General features: G+C 65.6%; 20 protein-coding genes, 2 tRNA genes and 2 pseudogenes. 18 read left to right on the top strand and 6 right to left on the bottom strand.

From position 1 onward, the window contains the following. The 7 genes from ABIB15_RS07345 (at position 1) to ABIB15_RS07375 (ending at position 6,175) form a co-directional block, all read left to right on the top strand. The gene (locus tag ABIB15_RS07345; RefSeq protein ID WP_354476489.1) at positions 1–870 is read left to right on the top strand and encodes an ATP-binding cassette domain-containing protein; all 870 of its coding nucleotides are present in this window, start codon (positions 1–3) and stop codon (positions 868–870) included. After that, positions 867–1,910: an NAD(P)-dependent oxidoreductase gene (locus tag ABIB15_RS07350; protein ID WP_354476491.1), complete on the top strand. Its 1,044-nt coding sequence runs from the start codon at positions 867–869 to the stop codon at positions 1,908–1,910. The genes ABIB15_RS07345 and ABIB15_RS07350 overlap by 4 nt, the downstream gene beginning before the upstream one ends. After that, positions 1,907–2,926, top strand: a complete 1,020-nt coding sequence (locus tag ABIB15_RS07355; RefSeq protein WP_354476493.1) for a lactonase family protein — start codon at positions 1,907–1,909, stop codon at positions 2,924–2,926. Before ABIB15_RS07350 ends, ABIB15_RS07355 begins: the two co-directional genes overlap by 4 nt. A gap of 118 nt (positions 2,927–3,044) precedes the next feature. Next, positions 3,045–3,117 (top strand) — tRNA-Asn (locus ABIB15_RS07360). Positions 3,118–3,240: 123 nt separating this feature from the next. Continuing rightward, positions 3,241–4,521 (top strand): sensor histidine kinase, encoded by a 1,281-nt coding sequence (locus ABIB15_RS07365; RefSeq protein WP_354476494.1) that lies wholly within the window; start codon positions 3,241–3,243, stop codon positions 4,519–4,521. Continuing rightward, on the top strand, positions 4,518–5,183 hold the full coding sequence (locus ABIB15_RS07370) for a response regulator (RefSeq protein WP_354476496.1): 666 nt from the start codon (positions 4,518–4,520) through the stop codon (positions 5,181–5,183). The genes ABIB15_RS07365 and ABIB15_RS07370 overlap by 4 nt, the downstream gene beginning before the upstream one ends. A gap of 92 nt (positions 5,184–5,275) precedes the next feature. Continuing rightward, positions 5,276–6,175: a sensor histidine kinase gene (locus ABIB15_RS07375; protein WP_354476498.1), complete on the top strand. Its 900-nt coding sequence runs from the start codon at positions 5,276–5,278 to the stop codon at positions 6,173–6,175. Positions 6,176–6,192: 17 nt separating this feature from the next. Here ABIB15_RS07375 and def read toward each other — a convergent pair whose 3' ends face one another. Next, positions 6,193–6,759 (bottom strand): peptide deformylase, encoded by a 567-nt coding sequence (gene def / locus ABIB15_RS07380; protein ID WP_354476500.1) that lies wholly within the window; start codon positions 6,757–6,759, stop codon positions 6,193–6,195. Positions 6,760–6,800: 41 nt separating this feature from the next. Between def and ABIB15_RS07385 the strand changes: the two genes are divergently transcribed. The 8 genes and pseudogenes from ABIB15_RS07385 to ABIB15_RS15290 all read left to right on the top strand — a co-directional run. Then, entirely contained in the window at positions 6,801–7,721 is a 921-nt protein-coding gene (locus ABIB15_RS07385) for a DMT family transporter (RefSeq protein ID WP_354476502.1), read from the top strand. A 72-nt stretch (positions 7,722–7,793) separates the two neighbouring features. Continuing rightward, entirely contained in the window at positions 7,794–9,056 is a 1,263-nt protein-coding gene (locus ABIB15_RS07390; RefSeq protein ID WP_354476504.1) for a glycosyltransferase, read from the top strand. Positions 9,057–9,065: 9 nt separating this feature from the next. Further along, positions 9,066–9,139 (top strand) — tRNA-Ile (locus ABIB15_RS07395). 324 nt (positions 9,140–9,463) lie between these two features. Next, positions 9,464–10,375 (top strand): cation diffusion facilitator family transporter, encoded by a 912-nt coding sequence (locus tag ABIB15_RS07400; RefSeq protein ID WP_354476607.1) that lies wholly within the window; start codon positions 9,464–9,466, stop codon positions 10,373–10,375. Positions 10,376–10,482: 107 nt separating this feature from the next. After that, a complete protein-coding gene (locus ABIB15_RS07405; protein ID WP_354476609.1) occupies positions 10,483–10,842 on the top strand; it encodes an ArsR/SmtB family transcription factor in 360 nt (119 codons plus the stop codon). 347 nt (positions 10,843–11,189) lie between these two features. Next, positions 11,190–12,059 carry a M23 family metallopeptidase gene (locus ABIB15_RS07410; protein WP_354476506.1) on the top strand — a complete coding sequence of 290 codons (870 nt, stop codon included), beginning with the start codon at positions 11,190–11,192 and terminating at the stop codon, positions 12,057–12,059. 222 nt (positions 12,060–12,281) lie between these two features. After that, positions 12,282–12,578, top strand: coding sequence for a DUF4190 domain-containing protein (locus tag ABIB15_RS07415; RefSeq protein ID WP_354476508.1), 297 nt, complete (start codon positions 12,282–12,284; stop codon positions 12,576–12,578). A 148-nt stretch (positions 12,579–12,726) separates the two neighbouring features. Beyond that, a pseudogene (locus ABIB15_RS15290) lies at positions 12,727–12,843 on the top strand (IS982 family transposase); the annotation flags it as partial. Positions 12,844–12,934: 91 nt separating this feature from the next. Here ABIB15_RS15290 and istA read toward each other — a convergent pair. Continuing rightward, positions 12,935–14,506 (bottom strand): IS21 family transposase, encoded by a 1,572-nt coding sequence (gene istA / locus ABIB15_RS07425; RefSeq protein WP_354476512.1) that lies wholly within the window; start codon positions 14,504–14,506, stop codon positions 12,935–12,937. Positions 14,507–14,668: 162 nt separating this feature from the next. On the opposite strand from istA, the pseudogene ABIB15_RS07430 reads away from it, so the two are divergent. Then, positions 14,669–14,953: pseudogene (locus tag ABIB15_RS07430) on the top strand (IS982 family transposase); the annotation flags it as partial. A gap of 3 nt (positions 14,954–14,956) precedes the next feature. On the opposite strand, the gene ABIB15_RS07435 reads toward ABIB15_RS07430, so the two are convergent. Continuing rightward, entirely contained in the window at positions 14,957–17,491 is a 2,535-nt protein-coding gene (locus ABIB15_RS07435; RefSeq protein ID WP_502908922.1) for a heavy metal translocating P-type ATPase, read from the bottom strand. Between the two features lie 216 nt (positions 17,492–17,707). On the opposite strand from ABIB15_RS07435, the gene ABIB15_RS07440 reads away from it, so the two are divergent. Next, the gene (locus ABIB15_RS07440) at positions 17,708–18,004 is read left to right on the top strand and encodes a TFIIB-type zinc ribbon-containing protein (RefSeq protein WP_354476613.1); all 297 of its coding nucleotides are present in this window, start codon (positions 17,708–17,710) and stop codon (positions 18,002–18,004) included. A 349-nt stretch (positions 18,005–18,353) separates the two neighbouring features. Here the strand turns inward: ABIB15_RS07440 and ABIB15_RS07445 are convergent, their stop codons facing one another. From ABIB15_RS07445 to ABIB15_RS07455, 3 genes are all read right to left on the bottom strand, one after another. After that, complete coding sequence (locus ABIB15_RS07445) at positions 18,354–19,328, bottom strand: cytochrome c oxidase assembly protein (protein WP_354476514.1); 975 nt, start codon at positions 19,326–19,328, stop codon at positions 18,354–18,356. Positions 19,329–19,431: 103 nt separating this feature from the next. Further along, positions 19,432–20,097: a DsbA family protein gene (locus ABIB15_RS07450; protein ID WP_354476516.1), complete on the bottom strand. Its 666-nt coding sequence runs from the start codon at positions 20,095–20,097 to the stop codon at positions 19,432–19,434. A gap of 127 nt (positions 20,098–20,224) precedes the next feature. Further along, the gene (locus tag ABIB15_RS07455; RefSeq protein WP_354476518.1) at positions 20,225–20,605 is read right to left on the bottom strand and encodes a hypothetical protein; all 381 of its coding nucleotides are present in this window, start codon (positions 20,603–20,605) and stop codon (positions 20,225–20,227) included. A gap of 235 nt (positions 20,606–20,840) precedes the next feature. On the opposite strand from ABIB15_RS07455, the gene ABIB15_RS07460 reads away from it, so the two are divergent. Continuing rightward, positions 20,841–21,446 (top strand): vitamin K epoxide reductase family protein, encoded by a 606-nt coding sequence (locus ABIB15_RS07460; RefSeq protein WP_354476520.1) that lies wholly within the window; start codon positions 20,841–20,843, stop codon positions 21,444–21,446. Position 21,447: the final 1 nt, after the last annotated feature.

The raw sequence follows: 21,447 nt of genomic DNA on the forward strand, positions 1-21,447 counted from the left end.
ATGCGTGAGCCCCGCGAGGACCCGGTGCGCAGGCGCACCCACGGCACCGTCATCACCGCGGATGACCTGTCGATCGAGTACCGCTCGGCGACCGCGAGCTCACGCCACATCGCGGTCAACGGCGTCACATTCGAACTGCGCGCCGGCCAGGTGCTCGGCATCATCGGAGAATCGGGGTCGGGCAAGTCGACGCTGGCCATGGCCCTCGCCGGCCTCGCGGACGTGCGGCCGGTCGACGAGGGGGCACCGCAAATCTGCGGCGGCTCGCTGACGGTGCTGGGCACTCCACTGCGGCGGCTCGGCAAGAAGGCCAGGCGGCTGCTGACCCTGAGGGTCGGCTATCTGCCGCAGGATGCCGCCCAGCGACTCAACCCCGGCCTCACGGTGGCCGAGAACGTGGCCGAGCCGATCTTCCTGCGCGATCGCCGCTTCGACCAGAACGAGGCCGGGAAGTCGGTCGCGACCCTCATTGACGCCGTGCACCTACCGCTCTCGGTGCTCGGAATCATGACCTACGAGCTCAGCAGCGGCCAGCTGCAGCGGGTCGCTCTCGCTCGCTCTCTCGTGCTCGAACCCGAACTGCTGGTGGCCGACGAGCCCATCCGCGGCGTCGACATCATGGTGCGGCACGACGTGCTCAACGTGATCCCCGAGCTGCAGGCCGCACGCGGGTTCTCCGCCGTCGTGGTCAGCAGCGATCTCTCCGTGGTCGAGGATGTGGCGGAGCGGATCGCCGTGCTGCAGGATGGCGTGATCATCGGACTCGGCACGCTCAAGGAGCTCGTGACCGCGCCGGAACACCCCTATTTGAAGGGCCTCGCACGCGCCCTCGAGGCCGAGCAGCAACCGCGAGGGGAGGGGACGCCATGACCAGCATCCGTCCAGACCGCGGCATCCGCCCCTCCGAACACGCGGCGCGGCCGCAGCACCGCGCCGTCGTCGCGAGGAAGTCGGGCGTCGTGCCGGAGCACGCCCGCCCGACACCGGGCCCGATCACGCTCATGCCCCACCCGGTTGAGGCGTTCGCCCAGGCGGTGCTGGACGGCGGGGGAGAGCTCGTCGAGCTCGGCGACTCGACCCGCGGCCTGGTCTGGCTTTCGTCGGAGCAGCCCGGGCTCCTCGTCGACACCCTCGAGCGATACCCGCAGATCGAGTGGGTCCAGCTGCCGTGGGCCGGCGTGGATGCCTTCGCGAGCGTCCTCGCGCCCGTCGCCGGCCGCGCGCGCCCCCTGTGGACGAGCGCGAAGGGAGCCTACTCCCAACCGGTCGCCGAGCACGCCCTTGCCCTCACGCTCTCGCTGCTGCGCGTCGTGCCCACCCGGGTGCGCGCGACGAGCTGGTCGACCGTGCCCGAGGGCAGATCCCTCTACGGGCTCAACGTCGTCGTGATCGGCGCGGGTGGAATCGCCGTTGAGCTGCTCCGCCTGCTCGAACCGTTCGACACCATCGTGACGGTGGTCCGCCGCACCGCCGAGCCGTTCGCTGGCGCGAGGCGCACCATCACGACGGATCGGCTCGCGGAGGCTCTGCCGGATGCCGACGTGGTGGTCGTCGCCGCCGCGCTCACCCCCGGGACGGCTGGGCTCATCGGGGCCGATGAGCTTGCCCTGATGCCGTCGCGAGGGGTGCTCGTGAACATTGCCCGAGGCGGCCTCGTCGACACCGATGCACTCACCGCCGCACTGGCCGCCGGCGCCATCCACGGCGCCGGCCTCGACGTCACCACCCCGGAGCCGCTCCCCGACTCCCATCCGCTCTGGAGCGAACAGAGGGTCATCATCACCCCGCACTCGGCCGACACACCCGACATGACCGCGCCGCTCCTCGCGGAGCGCATCCGCGCCAACGTCGAGGCGTTCCTCGACCACGGGAGGTTCATCGGCATCGTCGACACCGAGGCAGGCTATTGAGAGCGACATTTCTCACCGGCGGCTACACCGAATCCAGCGGCGGCCACGCACAGGGAATCGGCCTGATCCGCCCAACCAGCGACGGCGCGCTTATGTTTGCCGGACTCGCGGCGAGTGCATCGTCCCCCTCGTTCCTCGTGCACGGCGAGCTCGAGGGCGTGCTCTATTCCGTCGACGAGGCCGGCAATCGGGTTCTCGCCTTTGAGCGCGACATGGACGGCCCGCTCCGCACGCTGGGCTGGCAGCGCAGCTCCGGCACAGCTCCCTGCCACCTGTCCGCAACCCGCGACTGGCTCTACTCGTCGAATTACGGAACCGGCGAGATCGATGTGTTCCCGCTGGGGCACGACGGAAGCATCGGGCCCCTGTACGACACCGTCGTGCCAGGCGCCCGCGTGCCTGGCCCTCACCCGGCACAGGACGGCCCGCACGCCCACTCGACCCTCGTTCTCGGTGACGGCGTCCTCGGCGACACGGTGCTGGGTGCCGACCTCGGCTGCGACACCGTGGGCATCCACCGCTTTGTCGACGGGCACCTCACCCGGGTACGCTCCATCGACTTTCCCGCCGGCACCGGTCCACGCGACATCGCCGTCGGGCCGGACGGGCGCGTGTTCGTGCTGGGCGAGCTCTCCTGCGTGGTCTTCGAGCTCACCGGCCTCGACACCGACATACCCCGGATCTCGCGCTCCGGACCGAGCACGACGTCGCCGGCCCCCGCCGACCACGCGGCCGGCCTGGTGATCTCACCGGACGGGCGCCGCCTCTACACGGGATTGCGCGGTTCGAACCGCATTGCCGTGCTGAACGTCGACGACCTCACTCCCGTCGCGGCCGTCGACTGCGTCGGCGACTGGCCGCGACACCTCGCGATCGACGCGGGCACCCTCCTGGTCGCCTGCGAACGGTCCGGAACGGTCTCGGTGCTGCCGATCGATGAAAAGACGGGGATTCCGGGCCCCGGCACCTCGATTGAGGTGCCGTCGCCGACATATCTGCTTGCGGTGGGCGCCTGATCCGGCCGGTTGCGAAGGTGCCAGTGCACGACAGAGCACCCGCTCTGTTCCGTCGGCCTCCGCGCGTCGATTTTGCACATGGTCGGGGTTTGGTAAGGTAATCAAGCTGTTTCAGCATTCCTCGATAGCTCAATTGGCAGAGCAGCCGACTGTTAATCGGCAGGTTCTTGGTTCGAGTCCAAGTCGAGGAGCTCGAAGGCCGCAAGGGGCTCCACCCCCTGCGGCCTTCGTCTATTAACCGGCCTGCTCCCCGGGCAGTAGCTACAACTGCTCCGACGGATGCCGCGGCTACCGCCCCTCGCTACGATCAGGGAATGCGCGCAACGGCAGCCGACCTCCCCGCCGACACGGCCGCCGTGCGGGCCCGTGCGGAGCATCCGTTCGGCCGGGAGCACTGGGACGGGCACTGGGACGGGCACTGGGACAACGCCGCCGCGCACGTTCGCTCCTCAGCCGGGTTCCGACTCTGGATGCCCGTGCTGCTTTCGCTCGTCACGCAGGTCCCTGCAGCGCTCGTGCGCTGGCGTCTGGCGGATGCGTCGACCGAGCCCGTCGTGTTGTGGCTCGGCCTGGGAATCGCCCTCGTCGGACCGCTGGCGCTGATCGGCGCACGCCGCTTCCCCGGCCCGGTCGTCGCGGTCTCCGCGGCCGCCGCGTCGGTGGACCTGCTCGTCACGAGTGAGATCGGTGGTCCGCCCTACGTCGCCCTCGCCTTCGCGATCGTCGGGGCGATCGTTCGCGGCGCGCGCATCTGGGCCTGGGTGTCGGTCGGCGTGGCCTGGGTCGCCACGCTCGGCATCGCCGCCTCCCTCGGCCTCACCTGGCAGCCGCTGAGGATCGCGGCGATCACCCTGGGCATCCTCGTCGTCATGGGAGTTGGCGAGGGCATCCGCTCCCGCAAGGAGCGGTTCGACACGCTCGGCCGCGAGCTCGCCGAGCGCCGCCGCTCCGAGGTGCAGGCGGAGCGCGTGCGGATCGCGCGCGAGCTTCACGATGTGCTCGCGCACTCGCTCAGCCAGATCAACGTGCAGGCGGGGGTCGGCCTCCACCTCGCCGAGAAGCACCCCGACAAGGCCGCCGCCGCACTCGCCAGCATCAAGGAGGCGAGCAAGACCGCCCTGGACGAGGTGCGGTCGGTGCTCGGTGTGCTCCGCGCCGAGGGCGCCACGGCGCCCGGCGCCCCGCTCGTTCCCGAGCCCGACCTCGCTCGGCTGCCGAGTCTCGTGGCGTCGTTCTCGGCGCAGGGCATCACGGTGACCCTCGATAACGCTCTGACCGCTCCGCCGCCCGCCGCGGTGCAGCTCGCCCTGTTCCGCATCGCCCAGGAGGCGCTCACGAACGTGTCCCGGCACTCGGCAGCTCACTCGGCGAGCGTGACCATCAGCCAGACCGCGACGTCGTACAACATCGACGTGCGCGACGACGGGCACGGGTCCGCAACCGCGGGCATGACCGGCGCGGGCGGTCGTGGGCTCCTCGGAATGCGCGAACGGGCCGAGCTCCTCGGCGGCACGCTCGTCACCCGGTCGCCGCCCGGCGGAGGGTTCACCGTCACGGCCAGCATCCCGGCTCCGCGCACGATCGACCTCTCGTGATCCGCGTCGCGATCGCCGACGACCAGCAGCTCATCCGCGCCGGGTTCCGCTCCCTGCTCGAGACCGAGCCCGACATCGAGGTCGTCGGCGAGGCGGGCACAGGGGAGGACGCCCTCGCGCTCGTGATCGCGCAGCGACCCGACGTCATCCTCATGGACATCCGGATGCCCGGCGGCGACGGCCTCTGGGCGACCGCCCAGATCGTGGCGAACCCCGAGCTCGCTGCGACCCGCATCGTGATCGTCACGACCTTCGAACTCGACGAGTATGTCGGCCAGGCCATCCGGGCGGGCGCGAGCGGCTTCCTGGTCAAGGACACCGAGCCAGTTGAGCTCATTCGCGCGGTGCACGTCGTCGCCGCCGGTGACGCGCTCCTGTCGCCCAGTGTTACCCGGCGGCTGCTTGAACGGGTCGCCGATGAACTCACCGAGCGACCGGACGCGACTGCGCTGAGTGTGCTGACCGACCGGGAACGTGAGGTGCTCGCGTTGGTCGGCCGAGGGCTCACGAACGACGAGATCGGGCGCGCCCTGTTTCTCAGCCCCCTCACCGCAAAGACCCACGTCTCGCGCATCATGAGCAAACTTCCGGCACGGGACCGCGTGCGGCTCGTCGTGATCGCCTACGAGACCGGACTCGTCACGGCCGGCCGGCAGGGTTAGGGAGGCTGGGTGGCGGTGCTCTCGATGCCGTTCGCGATAGGGTCACTTCTGGACCATGCCCCGCCGCACCGTCGGGCCCGAAAGGACGCACCGTGATCGACTGGCTGACTGGAAATGTCGGCGTCGTCGCCGCGCTCGCGGCGGTGCTTCTCGCCACGAGCCTCCTCCTGCTCGTCCTCCTGCTGCGATCCGCCCACAACGGGAGGCTGCTGTCCGGCGAACTCGACGCAGCCGATCGGGAGATCGCGAAGCTCGAGACCGGCATCGCGGAACGTGCCGCGCGACTGCGCATCGTGCGCGAGCTGCACGAGGTCGCGGTGGGCTCGATCTCAGCGATCCTGCGCCAAGCCGAGGGGTCCCGCTACGTAGTCCAGACTGACCCGACCTCCGCGTCTCGTTCCGCCGGCCAGATCGCCGACCTCGCCGCGGGCGCGCTCACCGACCTGCGGCGCATTGTGACGATCGCCGGCGAGAGCGAGACGCCCACGGCGGCCCAACCGAGCATCGCGGCCGCCGCCGAACTCATAGCAACCATGACCGGGGCCGGTCTCACCATCGGGTTCACCGAATCGGGCGAGAAGTTCGAACTGCAGCAGGGTGCCGACGTCGCCATCTACCGAATCCTCGAGGAGTCGCTCGCGAACGCGCTCACCTACGGCGGCACCGGCACGGATGTGCGGGTGTCGTTCACGTGGACCGCGGAGGGCCTCCAGGTGCTCGTCGACGACGACGGGGTGCAGGCGGCGGCGCGTCGCGACGGACTCGACCCGAACGAGCTCGCGCAGCAGCGCAGCTATACCTTCCAGGACGACCTCAACGCGCTCACTGAGGTAGTCGAAGGGGAGGGGCTCACCGAGATGCGGCAGCGCACCGTCGCCTACCGGGGCGTGTTCAACGCCTATGCGGTGCCGGGCGTGGGCTTCTCCGTCCAGGCGATCTTCCCCGCGCTGCGCTACGACAATGGCGTGCACGGGGTCAACCTGGCGCGCTGACGGTCAGGCGTCGACAGTCACGCGTCGAGGTCGTCCCGCCCCGGCATCCAGCTCTCGCCCGGCACGCCCCAACCGGCCCGGCGGATCGCCTTCGCGACGGGCTTCGCCCAGACCGGCTCCAGCCGGTCGACGTAGAGGACCCCGTCGAGGTGGTCGTACTCGTGCTGGAAGATGCGGGCGAGCCAGCCGTGGGCGCGAATCTCGAACGGCGCCTCGTCGAGGTCGACCCCGCTGAGGATCGCGAGCTCCGACCGGCGGAGCGGAAAACGCTCGCCCGGAACCGAGAGGCATCCCTCGGACTCCTCCTCCTCGTCGGCCTCGCCGATCGTCGGCGGGCTGAGCCACAGCTCCGGGTTGATCGCGACGCCGCGCCAGCGCACCCCGTCGTCGTCGAGCCAGTCATAGACGAACGCGCGCAGCGGGATGCCCACCTGCGGTGCGGCAAGACCGACGCCGGGCGCGGCCTCCATCGTCTCGAACATGTCAGACACGAGCCGGTGAAGGTCAGCCCCGAAATCGGTGACGGGGCGGGCGGGGGAGTGGAGAACCGGGTCCCCCGTGATGAGTATCGGAAGCACGGCCATTCGCCAAGAATATCGACCCCCGAGCGGTTAGGGTTCATCACGTGCAGCCGCTAGACCTGACTGACCTCACCGACCAGGTCCTTAACCTCACGCCCACTCAGGGTCTCGGAATCCCGGTCGCCCTCGTCGGAGCCGTCTTCCTCGCCCTCGGCGCCCAATTCCAGCACCGCGGCGTCGGCAAGGTCGAGGCCAAGCTTGGCGGGGCCGGCAGCGGGCTGAGCCGCCGCCAGCTCGTGGCGCTCCTGGCCCGGCCCTCCTGGGTGATCGGCACGTTCCTGCTCCTTCTTGCGATTCTCTTTCAGCTCACCAGCCTGTACCTCGCGCCGCTCATCGTGGTGCAGCCGCTCGGCGCTGTGGCTCTCGTCATCACCGCTCTCGTGAACGCGCGGGTGAGCGGAATGAAGCTCGACCGGGCCACGATGCGGTCGATCGCGCTGTGCGTGGGCGGAGTCGCCGTCTTCGTCACGATCGCCGCGTTCACCGCCCGCGAGACCGAGATCACCGACTCGCAGCTGATCACGGTGCTCGTCATACTCGGCGGCGTGCTGGTGGCCGCGGCCGCCACATTCGTGGTGCTGCGCTCGAAGTTCAAGGCCATCATGTACATCGTGGCCGCCGGCATCCTGTACGGATTCGTCGCGACGCTCGCCAAGGTGATCATCAACCGTGTCAGGCTCGAGAACTTCGACGTGCTCACTTTCATCTGCGTCATCGCCCTCCTCGCGGCGACGATTCTCGGCGCCTATTTCGTGCAGACCGCCTACGCCTCGGGACCCCCAGACCTCGTGATCGCGGGGCTCACGGTGATAGACCCCCTCGTCGCCGTCACGATCGGGGTCGTCGTGCTCGGCGAGGCATCCGGGGCTCCACCGCTCGCGATCGCCGCGTTCGTCGTCACCGGGGCCGTTGCGATCTACGGGGTCTTCCAGCTGGCGAAACACCACCCCCAGAACCAGCGCTAGGGTAACTTGGTTAGTAGCTTGCTCAGTAGCTTCAGGTTGACACGAGCCCACCGCACCCGCCGCTGGCACACAATGCAAGGGACACCCAAGAATTTGTCTGACTCCCACACTGGAGCCACCACTCGAGAAACGCCGCTGCGCGTCTTGATCGGAGCCGACACCTTTCCACCCGATGTCAATGGTGCCGCCAATTTCGCGTCGCGGCTCGCGGCGGGCCTCGTCGAGCGAGGTCACGAGGTTCACGTCGTTGCGCCGGCTCCGAGCCGCAAGCACGGCACCTTCATCGAAGAGCACGACGGTGCCAAATTCACCGTGCACCGCCTCTACTCGTGGCGCTGGTACCCCCACGACTGGGTGAGGTTTGCCCTGCCGTGGCGCAGCCAGCACAATGCTGCGAAAGTTCTCGACGCCGTGCAACCCGATGTCGTGCATTTCCAGTCGCACATCGTCATCGGCCGCGGCCTTGCACGCCAGGCCTCGAAGCGCGGCATCCGCCTCGTGGCGACGAACCACTTCATGCCCGAGAACATGATCGACCACAGTCTGCTACCGAAATTCCTGCGCGAGACTGCCATCCGGCTCGCCTGGAAAGATGCAGCGAAGACCTTCCGGCTAGCCGAATCGGTCACGAGCCCGACTCGCAAGGCTGCCGCGTTCCTCGAGGAAGCCGTTGACCTCGACGGGGTCCACGCGATCTCCTGCGGCATCAACGCATCCAAGTACGAACCGAACTTCGACAGTCGCACCGAGAACCGCATCCTGTTTGTCGGTCGGGTTACCGGGGAGAAGAGCATCGACGTGCTCCTTCGGGCCGTGGCCATTCTCGATCCTCAACTCGATGTGAAGCTCGAAATCGTGGGGGGCGGCGACCTGCTCCAGCACCTCCAGCAGGTCGCGGTCGGTCTGGGCATCGCCTCAAGCGTCACCTTCACCGGCTACGTCGAGGAGGCCGAGCTGCACGCCGCGTACACCCGGGCGACCGTGTTCGCGATGCCGTCGATCGCCGAGCTGCAGAGCATCGCAACGCTAGAGGCGATGGCATCCGGGCTTCCGATTGTCGCAGCGAACGCGATGGCGCTCCCGCATCTTGTCCACGACGGCGAGAACGGTTACCTCTTCGAGCCGGGCAACGTTGCCGACCTCGCTGAGAAGCTCACCACGGTGCTCACCGCCTCCCCGGAGGAGCTCGACCGCATGAAACACACCAGTCTCGCCTATACCGCTCCTCACGATATCGAGAGCACTCTGCGCACGTTCGAGAGCCTGTATCGTGGGGAAAAGGTGGTCGATCCGGTCACCGAGGTGTCGCTCGATGACCCGGCCAACGCCGACTGACAAGCGCACGGGGCGGTAGCTCAGCTGGTTAGAGCAGCGGACTCATAATCCGTCGGTCACGGGTTCAAGTCCCGTCCGCCCTACATAACAACTGCTTCTGATCAGGGCGTTTTCGGCAAATGCGGCGAGACTTGACCCCATTAGCAATCGAATTCCGGTTCAAGTCTCACTGTCCCACTCTGAAGTGCACTGCGACCGTCAGCGCTGGCCGGCGCATTTGTATGGGTACCGATCGGTGCCATCACTCCCTCAATTCCCGAACCAAATCGGACAGCCGCAAGTTCAGTCGGCTGGCGGCATCCGGGGTGAGGAGAAGCTGAGTGCCCGGTTCCGGCCCCCTGCGACCTCACACCAAACCGCACCACGATGTATGCAAGACTGTTCATACATACCCACTTGACTCGGAGGTGCATCCCTTGGGCGCAGACCACTCTCACGCATCGGCAACTTCTGCGGCCGGGCGACACCGCAAACCGCTGATCATCGCGTTCACGATTACCGCAGCATATATGGTGGTCGAGTTCGTGGTTGGCTTCGCGACCAACTCGCTGGCACTGATCTCCGACGCGGCGCACATGGGCACAGACGTCCTCGGCCTTGGGATGGCGTTGGCCGCAATCACCCTCGCGGCCAGGCCAACGACTAGCCAGCGCACCTACGGTTTCTACCGACTCGAAGTGCTAGCTGCACTGGCGAATGGGCTCTTACTCTTCGGGGTCGCGGGGTATGTCTTGTTTGAGGCCATCCAGCGATTCGGTGATCCGCCGGCGGTTCCCGGCCTTCCACTCCTGCTCGTGGCCTTCGTCGGTTTGACGATTAACCTGATTAGTTTCCGGCTCCTGATGGCCGGATCGAAGGAGAGCATCAACCTCAAAGGCGCCTACCTGGAAGTATGGGGGGACTTGCTGGGCTCTGTCGGGGTCATCGTCGCCGCGGTAGTCCTCCTCACCACAGGATGGCCCTACGCTGACCCGATCGTTGGCGTCGGCATCGGATTGTTCATCCTGCCGCGCACCTGGAAGCTCACCCGCGAGGCGCTGCGGATCCTAATGGAAGTTGCTCCGAAGAATCTCGACCTCGCGGTGATTCACGACGCGCTCGTCGCGCTTCCCGGGGTCGAGGGGGTGCACGACCTGCATGTGTGGACCATCACATCGGGAATGGAAAGTGCGAGCGGGCATATCGTAGTGACGGAGGGCAGCGACTATCCTGACGTGCTCGATGCAGTGCTGCAGCTCCTGCACGATAGCTACGGCATAGTTCATGCCACGATCCAGTGCGAGCCGAAAAATTTTTCGGAAACCAGAGACCTTGTCTAGAGAGAGATAGCGTAGTGCGCTCAGATGATGAATCGTCGCTAATAGCCGACGAGTCAAAGCCAGTACGGACCGACTCCCGTCACGGCGTTGAAGCCGCTCTGGATCGCATGCCGTCCCGCGCGGACATCGCCGACCTCGCCGATGTCTTCGGGCTTCTCGGTGAGCCGACCCGGGTCCGGCTACTTATCGCGCTTTTGCCGGGGCGCATGCGGGTCCGTGACCTGGCTGCGGTGGTTGGTTTGAGCGAGTCAGCAACGTCACACGCCCTCCGACTGCTTCGAGCGCATCGCGTCGTGGACGTTCACCGGACCGGCCGCACCGCAGAGTATGACCTCTCGGACGCTCACGTGCGCACGCTGCTCGAGCTCGGACTGGATCACGTAGGTCATACGATGCTCCTTCATGTGGCGCGGGCTCCCGACTCGGCCGATTCGACGGAATCGGGACCGTCATGCAGCAGTCGATAACCGCGGTGCTGCGCTCCACAGCCGGTTCAGGTTGAACTCCAAGCGGCCGAGGTCGGATGGTGACGGTGGTGATATTTCTTCATCGATGCGCGGGCATGTCACGACAAGGCAAAGGCCCCACTCGAAAGCGCGAATCCCGCGCACCTTATCCCTCGAATTTCCTTTCGCATTCGCAGTGCTCGCTATTGCCGGATTCGCGTTAGCGCTCGTACCGAAAAATTTGAACGCCGCTCCTCGTCCCGACCGCGCGCAACTCTCGCAGTGCGGTCACGTTCCTGACAGACGTCGGAGGGAATTCCTAGGAACGATCCGCAATCCCGTCACGCGGGCGCCGGCCTCGGTGATGAATGGGTGATTCGACCGTCGAGCGGGTGGAGGGACTTCGCGGGGCGGCCACGTTGGTCGTCGTGATGTTTGCTGTCCGCCGGGCTGCCGCGCAGGTGTACGCGGAAGCCAACCATCCCTCCTGGTTTGATGAAGAGAATGCGCGAGGAAACGAACAAGCCGCCCGGGAGAACGCGCATGCTGAGCGCCACGGAGAGGATTTTCAAATCGTGCAAGGCTCTCTCGACGAAGCACCCGGAAAATCTCAAGTCCTTCGCGACGCGGCAGAAGAGACTCAGGAAGTGGCTCTGATCATAAGAACTCGGGCCGGACAACTGGCGGCCAAGATGGCTCTCGGCACAGCCGAAACAACACTCGAGATCTCTTTCGTCAGTGACGGCGACGAGGACCATCTGACCGACGCAAACCTCGTCGAGCAAGACAGAGCCTTGCTCAACCCCTCAACAATGGCGGTACAAACAGTCGACGCTCCGGGCGCTCAGGCGAAAGTTGCCGAGACAGAATTCACCCGCGTCGCCGCAGTGGCTCAGCGCGCGTTGAGGGAGGCAGCGGCGGCCGGAACGGCGCTGGACGATCAGCGCGCCACCGATCACGCCATCAGGCGCAGCTGGCAACGCTCCGCGACCCCGCATCACCGTCGAGCAGGGCTTCGCGCTCGGAGAACAGAAGCGCCAACAGGTTCTGGTGGTTTCGGGTCTTACGGAATGCGGCTCCACCCCGTCTGCAATTTCGGGCGCCTACACTCGGGTGATGACTTCGGGCCCAGTTGCGATACGCCGATCTTCGCTACCGCGGCCGGCATCGTGACCTACGCCGGACACCAACCGGAGGCCACGGGAATCAGGTCGCGATTCAGCATGGTAGCGGGATGACGACTACTTACTCCCATAGGTATGCCAGCGGCCTGCGCGTCCGTTCAGGCGCTCAGGTAGCGGCGGGGGAGTGGAAATTACCGCGACCCCGTCCCTTCGATCCCAGGGGGTGAGTTGATGGTGACTGAGCCATCACGGCCTAAATCCGCTTCCAACCCCGCCACAAGCCCGACGAAGGAAATCGTGATCAGGTCAAACGTGGAAACGTCAAACCCTTTGCCCGTGAGATGGGACACCGACTTCCCAGGACGGAAACTCGGTGTCGTTGGGCTCATTCTGTCGTGCCTGTTAGGCGTGGTTGGCTTGGTTGTGAGCACCATTGCTTTGGTAACGTCGCTCCGAGCCCAGCAACGCAACGTTCCTGCGATCGCAGGGATCGTGATCGGGATCGTGGGCACGGTGGTGTTCGCCGCCGGCGCATGGTACTTCTTCGAATTCTGGGAGGGCAACGTCGGCCCTTGCGCCGATCGTGAGGCCGGGGTCTACGAAGATGGCATCTACACGTATTCGTGTGAGTGAAGGTGTGGATCGCACCCGGGGACAACCACTCTCCGTATCAGTCGATTTGCCGGTGGAACGATGTCCGCTCATCTAGATGAGTGAGTCCTATTAGGCGTTGACCGCGTGGACGCTGTTAATCGGGGGCGGAGGGTGTCAAACCCTGTGTGTGAAAACCGACCTCAACACCCTCATGACCACACTTTACGTGCATCTTGACGATCGGATCGTGCCCGCCCTGGGCTTTTCGAAAGACGGACGGCCGGGCCGGAAACCAGCGCCCAGCGTCAGGAAGTCATCTTGGGCGTCGAACGCGTCCAACAGGGTGGTCACGCCCATTTCGCGGAGTTTGCGTTTGGTCTCGATATCGAGCCGGCTCATCGCGCACCGCCTCCGGCGTAGTAGTCGGCGCCGCGGACATATTCGCCGGATTCGGGCTCGGTGGACTCGAAACGTGGAATCCTGCGGGTGCTTGTCTTGTCCTGCCCGGTCTCCAGGATCGGCTGCAGGTGCGCATACCGGGACGAGCGAACACGACCATCGAGCGCGATCTGACACGCTTTTTCCACTCGCGCGCTGGAGTAGCGGCGGCTCAGCCGCAGCACTGCAAGGGCGGCGTCGAAGCCCTGCTCTTCCACCGGAACAGCCTCGAAGATCCTGTTCACCACGGTCACCATGCTCGGTCCGACCCGTTCCGCCCAAGCCCGAATCCTGACCGTGTCCCACTCCCGATACCTCTCGCCCTGGGGCTGGTCGGCATCGTTCGTGCGGTACTCGTTCACGACATGCTCGCCGAACAATAGGTGGCTGGTGAGCCGCTCGTGGTTGCGATAGACCTCCAGCAGCCGGGAGGTGACGCGCAGGTCCACGCCCTGTCCGATCTGCGCGTAGGGAGCGGAGTAGAAATTCTTCTCCCAGACCACATGCCCGTTCTTCTGCACCCGACGCCCGACGATCCACCGGCTGATCTCATACGGAGCCGACGGCAACGGCCGCAGCAGCGCCTTCTCCTCGGCTTGAAACACGCTCAGGCGGGAGCCGGCGCGTTTCTGGAACGGTTCCCGGTTGTAGGCATCCATCCGCTCCCGGATTGCGGCCCGCAGCTCGGGCAGCGTTCCGAAGCGGCGGTTTCGCAACCCGGCGATGACCCAGGTGGCAACATGGGAGACCGTGTTCTCCACGCTCGCTTTGTCTTTGGGTGCCCGCGGTCGGCCCGGCAGCACTACCGCCGAGTAGTGCGCGGCCATCTGGCGGTATGCGTCGTTCAACACGATCTCACCCTCGCGGGGGTGCTTGACCACTCCGGTCTTCAGGTTGTCGGGCACGATCCGGGGAACTGTTCCGCCGAACCACTGAAACATCGCGACGTTGGCCAGCAGCCAGGTGTCTTGCCGCATATCCAGAGCCGGCTCGACGAACGCATACCGGGAAAACGGCAGGCACGCGACGAACAAATACACCCGGGACGTCTCGACTGTCACCGGGTCGGTGAGCTGCATCGTCGGCCCCGACCAGTCGACCTCGACCGTCCGCCCGGCCTTGTGGCCCACCCGGGACGCCGCTCCCGTGACCAACGTATGCGCCGCGTAGGACTTGCAGAATCGGTCGTAACCCATCGCCGGCTGCCCCGTCACTGCGCACCCATCGACGTACTCGCCATGGAGCAGCTTCAGCGTCACCCCGACCTTGGCGAGCTCTTTGTGCGCCCCGTCCCAATCAGGCTGCACGAACACACTCTCGTGCTCGCCACGACCCGGGAACAGCAGCGCATACACCTCGGCCTCGCTGCGGCCGGCATGGCCGTCACTGCCAATGCCGGCCTTCTCGGCGGCATCGAACACCGCCAACACACTCTTGCGCGACATGCCCTGCGCGAGAGCGATCGCGCGCCCCGTCATGGCGTCGGCGCGGAGTTGAAGGACGAGCTTCGCGTTGATCCTTCGTACCATTGTTGATTACTCCTTATGCCGCGTGCCTATACACGCGGCGGAAGGAGCTAAGCAGATGGCCCCCAACAGCAATATTCAACGGCCCCCAGGCACGCTACCGGTCATGTCGACCAGTGGCCCCCGACGTCAATAACGGTGGCCCCCAGAAGCGCTAATACTCACGAGCTCGAAGCATTCATCACCGACGAGCTCGGCGCCCATCTGCTGCGCCCTGACCGGAAAGACGAGAAGAAACGCTTCGGCAAACTCGGCGGAATCCGGCAATGGGTCGAGTCAGTGTTCGACACGATGAAGGGCCAACACACCCTCGAAGACCACGGCGGTAGAACCATCCCTGGCGTCTACTCGCGTGTTGCCGGCCGTCTACTCGCCCTCGCCGCCGGAATCTGGCACAACTGGCTCATCGGAGCACCCAAAAAACGCTCCCTCATCGCCTACGACCATTAGGACTCACTCGTCTAGCTCTCGGTTGGCATCAGTTCCTCCCGAGTACGCAGCCAGTTTGGGCTCCCGATAGGCCAAGAGGCGGAGTGCGTTCCCCACCACGAGGAGCGTCGATCCCTCGTGGATGAGGACGGCCAATCCAATGCCAAAGACCCCGAAGACGGTCGCGGGGATCAGGATTGCCACAACCCCGAGGCTTGCCCACAGATTCTGGCGGATGATGCGACTGGACTGCCGACTCAGCGCCACAGCGAACGGAAGCCGACCGAGATCGTCACCCATGAGAGCAACATCGGCGGTCTCCATGGCCACGTCCGAGCCGGCGGCACCCATCGCGATCCCGACGGTGGCAGTCGCCATCGCCGGTGCGTCATTGACGCCGTCCCCGACCATGGCCACCTTGTGCTCCTCGTCGCGCATTTGCCGGATGGCCGCGACCTTGTCCTCGGGCAGGAGGTCTCCACGTGCCTGGTCGAGTCCGAGCTTCTTCGCAATCGCATCCGCAACAATCTGGTTGTCGCCGGAGAGCATGATTATGTTCCGGATGCCGGTCGCGCGAAGCCTGGTGATCACGTCCGCCGCCCCGGGGCGCGACGTGTCCATGATCCCGAGAACGCCCAGATACCGGGAACCATGACGCACGACCATCGTGGTTCGTCCCGATTCCTCAAGCCGTGTCGTGGCCTCCGCGACGTCTGCCGGGATCGGGGGCCCGGCGATCTCCCCGAAGAGTTGTCTCTTGCCAATGTGGACAATTTCGCCGTCGAGTATTCCGCTGACCCCTCGACCCGTGATGCTCGTGACCTCACGTGCAGTGAGCGCAGTCGATCCGTCCATCGTGGCGCGGCCCGCGCGCACGATGGCGGAAGCGAGCGGGTGATCGCTCTGCGACTCGATAGCCAGAGCTACGCGGAGCAATTCTGTGCCGTCCGAACCGCCGGCCGGCACGACATCAGTCAATTCCGGCTTTCCGACGGTCAGTGTGCCCGTCTTGTCGAACGCGATAGCGCGCAGGGTGCCGAGGTTTTCCAGCGGAGCGCCACCCTTGATCAGGAGTCCGCCGCGCGCCGCGCGGGCCAACCCGCTGAGCACGGCGCTCGGAGTCGAAATTGCCAGGGCGCAGGGGCTGGCGGCCACCAGCACTGCGAGGGCGCGATACAGCGTCGCGGAGAAGGGCTCGTCGATCACGAACCCGGCGAACAGGAGCATGACGACCAGAATCAGGACTGCGGGTACGAAGACCCGCTGAAACCGGTCCGTGAAGCGCTGTGTGGGCGATATCTGGGCCTGCGCTTCGCTCACCATCCGGACGACGCGGGCGAGCGTCGAATCCGTTGACAGTCGGGTCACCTCGATCTCCAAGACGCCGCCACCGTTCACCGTGCCAGCGAAGACGCGGCTCTCCGGAGCGATGTCCTGCTCTTTGCGGGAGGATGTCGGAGCAACGGGCATCTTCTCGACCGGAATGCTCTCACCCGTCACGGCCGACTGGTCCACGCTACTCAGACCGACGACGACGAAACCATCCGACGGGATGCGGGTGTTGGGTTTGATGACTACCGTGTCGCCAATTGCGAGATCTCCAACCGGAACCTCGTGCTCCGCACCGTTGCGCTTGACAGTGGCTGTCACCGGGGCGAGTTCTGCCAACGCCTGGATCGCCTGCCGTGCGCGGCCCATAGCGTAGCTCTCGAGCGCGTGTCCCAGGCTGAACAGCGCCAAGAGTAGGGCGCCCTCGGCCAACTCCCCGAGGAACGCCGCGCCGGCCGCCGCCAGCAGCATCAGGAAATCGATTTCAAACCGTTTCGCCATCACCGTCTGGATGGCTTCCCTGAGTGTGTAGAAACCGCCGAAGAAGTACGCGGCGATGTACAACGCCGTGGAGACGGCATCCGGCACGGCCGAGCTCAAGCCCAGAAGGAAGCCCACTGTGAGGGTGCCGGCGGACAGAAGCGCGAAGATCAGCTCAGTCCGCTCGCCGAAGATCCATCCGTGCTTATGGGCGCGGCCTTCGACCTGAGGTTCCGTGGCCCGCGCCGCACCGTCAGCAGTTCGTCCGCCCCGAGGAGAAGCGCCGAATTTGTCCAGCAGGTCGAGGATTGCCGCATCTGACGTCTCGCCCACCGCATACTCGACCCTGACCGAGCCGATCGGTGACACGTGGGCCTCGACCACTCCGGACATGGTGCGCAGCCGCTGTTCAAGGAGTTGCGCGCGCGCAACGCGGGACACGCCGTCGACTTCCACACTGATGTGCCCGAAGGTGCTGTCAACTCGCGCACCCAGAGAGTGCGCGAGATCGCGGATTCGGTCCAGACCTATGACATCCGGTTCGAAATGGATGCAGAGTTGCGCGGTCGCCGCGTCATGCGCACGATCGATGTGTGCGCTCCTCACGCCCTCGCGCGACTCAAGAGCGCCTATCAGGTTGCGTACACAGGCGTCACGTTCGTCCAACGCCTCCGGCAGCAGGGTTCGCAGGTCAAGTTGAATTTCGGTCGCCATTGCTGCCCTTTCGACAGGTTGTTCTCGCGATCGCACGGCGAGGGCAGGTCTCCACCGAAGCGGATGTGCGCATGTATGAACAGTCTTGCACATAATGGACATCTGCGCCGTTGGCGCAGTCGCCGCTGGTGCCGCGGGCCGAAGGAGGGGCACTCGCTTGCTTCGATAGGGTCCGGGCGGGTTGCCAGCCTGGAGGAATAGGTTACTTCGCGGGTGGGATTGCTCACCCTCACCTGGAAGGATTACCAACCAATGAAATGCCCTACCGATGACGCTCTCTTGGTTATGTCAGACCGCTCGGGGATCGAGATTGACTACTGTCCCCAATGTCGGGGAGTGTGGCTGGACCGCGGCGAACTCGATAAAATCATCGAGCGATCGATCGCCCCGGTGCAGCAAGCAGCGGCCCCGGCGCCGCAGACCGGCTACCCGACGAATGACGACTGGTCACGCGGTCGCAAAGGCGACGGACTCAGCCAATCCCACGGCGGTCACTCAGATGGGCGCAAGCGAAAAAAGGAGAGCTGGCTCAGCGAGCTCTTCGACTGATGTCGACGGCACCTGGTCGTGAGGGTGCCAGCGCGCGCGAGGTCGGGTCGGAGAACCCGACAGCCGGCAGACGCGCCCTTGGCTCCGTCTAGAAGGCACCACGCGACCTCCCCGGCTCCGACCGATGCGTCCCGGCGGGGGAGGGCGCTCCCGTCGCCGATTGCCAAGTTCGTGGCCCAGTTCACACAATCGAATCGTCCTACGCCGTCCCTTCTCGTCTGTGTCAAGAAATGGTCGACACCCGCGGACGATAGTGACCGTCGGTCGGGACAGGTCTCGCCCCGCACGGCGGCGTGTGATCATGCTCGAGTCGTCATTGTCCATCGAGTTGAACAGTCTCGCCGCGCGCTCATGTCGGCGCATCTCGCCGTGGGGGGTTCTCGTCGCGCTGACGCAGCTGCGCGAGGTACTCGTTATACGCGTCGAGGTCTGGATTCCCATAGCGCGCCACCCGGACGTCGGCCGCCGCTGCCTTCGAGGTGTCGTCGCGGAACCACCGATGAAGAATGTACAGCAGCATGAGGACGTTCGGCCCCTCACCGTAGGACCAGGCGAGCCCGCCCGCGATTGCCTGGTCGGCGAGGGGATCGATGCCCAGCGCCGCTGGAGGGTTTGCGAACGAGTCGAGCAGGAGAGTGGGGCTCATCATGAGGAACACCCCGAAGAACGCGTGGAGCGCGACCTCCGCGGTGACATCAATGGCCCTCGCCGGGTATGACATCCGGATCGGAAGCGGGTCGCTGCTGAGGATCGGGAGGGTGAAGAGCATTCCCGCGACGAGGAAGGCGACTTCCAGCCCAATATGGCCGAAGGGGAGTGCGAGGATCAGGTCAGCCAGGCCCGCGAGGTAGAGCCCGTAAAACAGGAGCAGGAACAGCGGGACGGTGAACGCGGGATGCAGCATCCACCGGCCAACCCGCCCCCGGAGACCATAGAGCGCGAGACGAAGCACGCCGCGCCCCCACCCCGAGTGCGGCGTCGCGCGAAACAGCAGCGTACCGGGTGAACCAAGAACCAGAAGTGGCGGTACGAGAATCATCAGGGTCAGCTGCTGGAACATGAATACCGAGAGCATGACGTATCCGTAGCCCTCGACCCCCAAGCCGGTGACCAGAACGATCACCAGGCATCCCAGTAGGAACGTGACTGTTCTTCCCGCCGACCATGGCCGACCGGTCGCCCAGAGCCGAATGGCACCCAGCAGGTACAAAATCGCCAGCACCACCCCGATGATGGGCAGGATTGGCAGCGGTTGCGCGTCGAGCGCCAAGAACTGCGCGACGCCCGGAGGTGAATCGGGAACGTTCGCCCAATCTTCGTTCATGGGCGCGGGAGTCCGATCATCCGGTGTTCGCCCTCAGTCCCGCGTAGGGGGTGACCTTCTGCCACGAGCACCCGCCTCCGCCGGAGGAGCTCCAGCGACGAGGTCAATTGTCGATTTCCGCTTCTATCGCCGTGCGAAGGTCGTCGAAGGAGGTCAGCGGCACCATCCGATCGTTGACGAAGAAGGTCGGTGTGGAACTGACGCCGAGCGCGATGCCATCGTTGAAGTCCGACTCCACCCGCTCCGTCGTCGCCGGATCCGTCACGGCGGCGTCGTACCCCGCCATGTTAAGACCGAGCTCCTCAGCGAACTGACGGAATAGCGGCGCCCGCGACTCCTGCGCCTCGCCCCACTCGGCTTGGCTCTCGAACATGCGACCGTACATCGCCTCGAGCTCACCCTGCTGACTGGCGGCCTCGACGGCGATCGCGGCATTCATCGAGTTGAAGTGACCGGGCAGCGGGAAATAACGAATGGCGAAGGTGATCTGCCCAGAGAACTCCTCGCGCAGATCTTCCATCACCGGGTAGGCCGCCCCGCAGGCCTCACACTCGAAGTCGAGGAACTCCACCACAGTCACCGCGCCGTCACCAGCATCATCCAGAACGTGGCTGTCGTCACGAATGGCGGAGGTCAGACCGGGCCCCTGATCGCGATCCGCTGTCGTCGGGGATTGCTGGGCTTGCATGATCGAGACGACGATGGACACGATCACGATGAGGACTATCGCGCCGGACAATACAATTGCGACTTTGGTGCTGTTCTTCATGTTCGGTCTCTCTCCAAGGCTCAAAGAATCATCAGGTAGAGCGCGCCCGGAAGTGGACGGAACGCGCAGGGAGGGACGGCAGGAGCACGATGGCAGGTCGTCGCCGCGAGCTCCAACACCGGCTCGCCTACGTTCGGCTGATGGACAAGGCGACCAAGCTTGGCCGCGCGGTGGTGAGCATGGTCAGGGTCGGGCCGACGAGGACCTCGCGCCGGGGTTTCGCGACGGAGACGAGCCGGCTGTAGAGGTCCGCCCGCCAGGCGCGGCCGAGCCGCATGGCCAGGCCCAGCGCGCAGGAGGCCACCAGCGCGATGCAACCCGTGGCCAGCCCCACCACGATCACCTCACCAGCAGGCTTCGACCATGCAGCGCCACCGGAAGCGAGCTGCTGATGATCCACGTTCAACTCCGCCGCAAGACCGTAGCTCGCCTCGCCCTGCGCGGTCTGGGCGTGCTGCGCAGCCAGCGCCCCCAGAGTGATCATCGTCAGCGCCAGAATGATGGTCATGAGCCGTATCATCGCAGCGGGCCAGCGCGGAGCCCCAAGGCGAAGGACAGCGCGAGGACTCACAGGCCGATATTACCTTGCCATCCTGCGTGCCGAGCGCGCGGCACCGTGGCGCGAACAGGCAGGGGTTGTTCTATCCCGCCTGGGGGGACGAAATACCCGGTAACGCTCGCTCCACGTAGTCATCTATAGACTTTGCGAGGAGGGCTCGATGATCGTGAATCGGAGGATGAACATGGGGACCACGCCTGAGCGACCTCCTGGTCACCGATCGCCGCTAGCTCTGGCCGTCGTCCTGCTCGCCACCGGCGCGATTGGCTGGCTCGCCGCGGTAGCGTTGCTCGTCGAGCGCGTGCGCGGCCTCGAGAACCCTGATGTAGCACTCAGCTGCGACATCAGCCCGTTCGTGTCCTGCGGCGCTCTCTTCGACCGGTGGCAGGCGTCTCTCCTCGGCTTCCCCAACCCGATTCTTGGTGTCGCCGGATTCGTGGCACCGGTGGCGGTCGCGGCCGGCATTCTTGCCGGCGCCCACTTCGGCTCCTGGTTCTGGCGGCTATTCACCCTCGGTGTTTTCGGTGCCTGGCTCTTCGTGACCTGGCTCTATATCCAGAGTGTCTTCGTCATCGGTGTGCTCTGCCCGTACTGCTTGATCGTCTGGGCGGTCACGATTCCGATGTGGTGGTATTTGCTTGGATGGGGGCTCAGATACGGCACCCTCTTCGGCTCCGGCACACGTCGGTTGGGCCAGAGCGCCTTCCCATTCGCATGGGTACTCGTGGTCGCAAACTACGCCGTGATAGTGCTCACCATCCTGGTACAGTTCCCCTTCCTCTTCGCTTGAC

The organism is Marisediminicola sp. UYEF4, from assembly GCF_040546025.1.
Taxonomy (GTDB): Bacteria; Actinomycetota; Actinomycetes; order Actinomycetales; family Microbacteriaceae; genus Marisediminicola.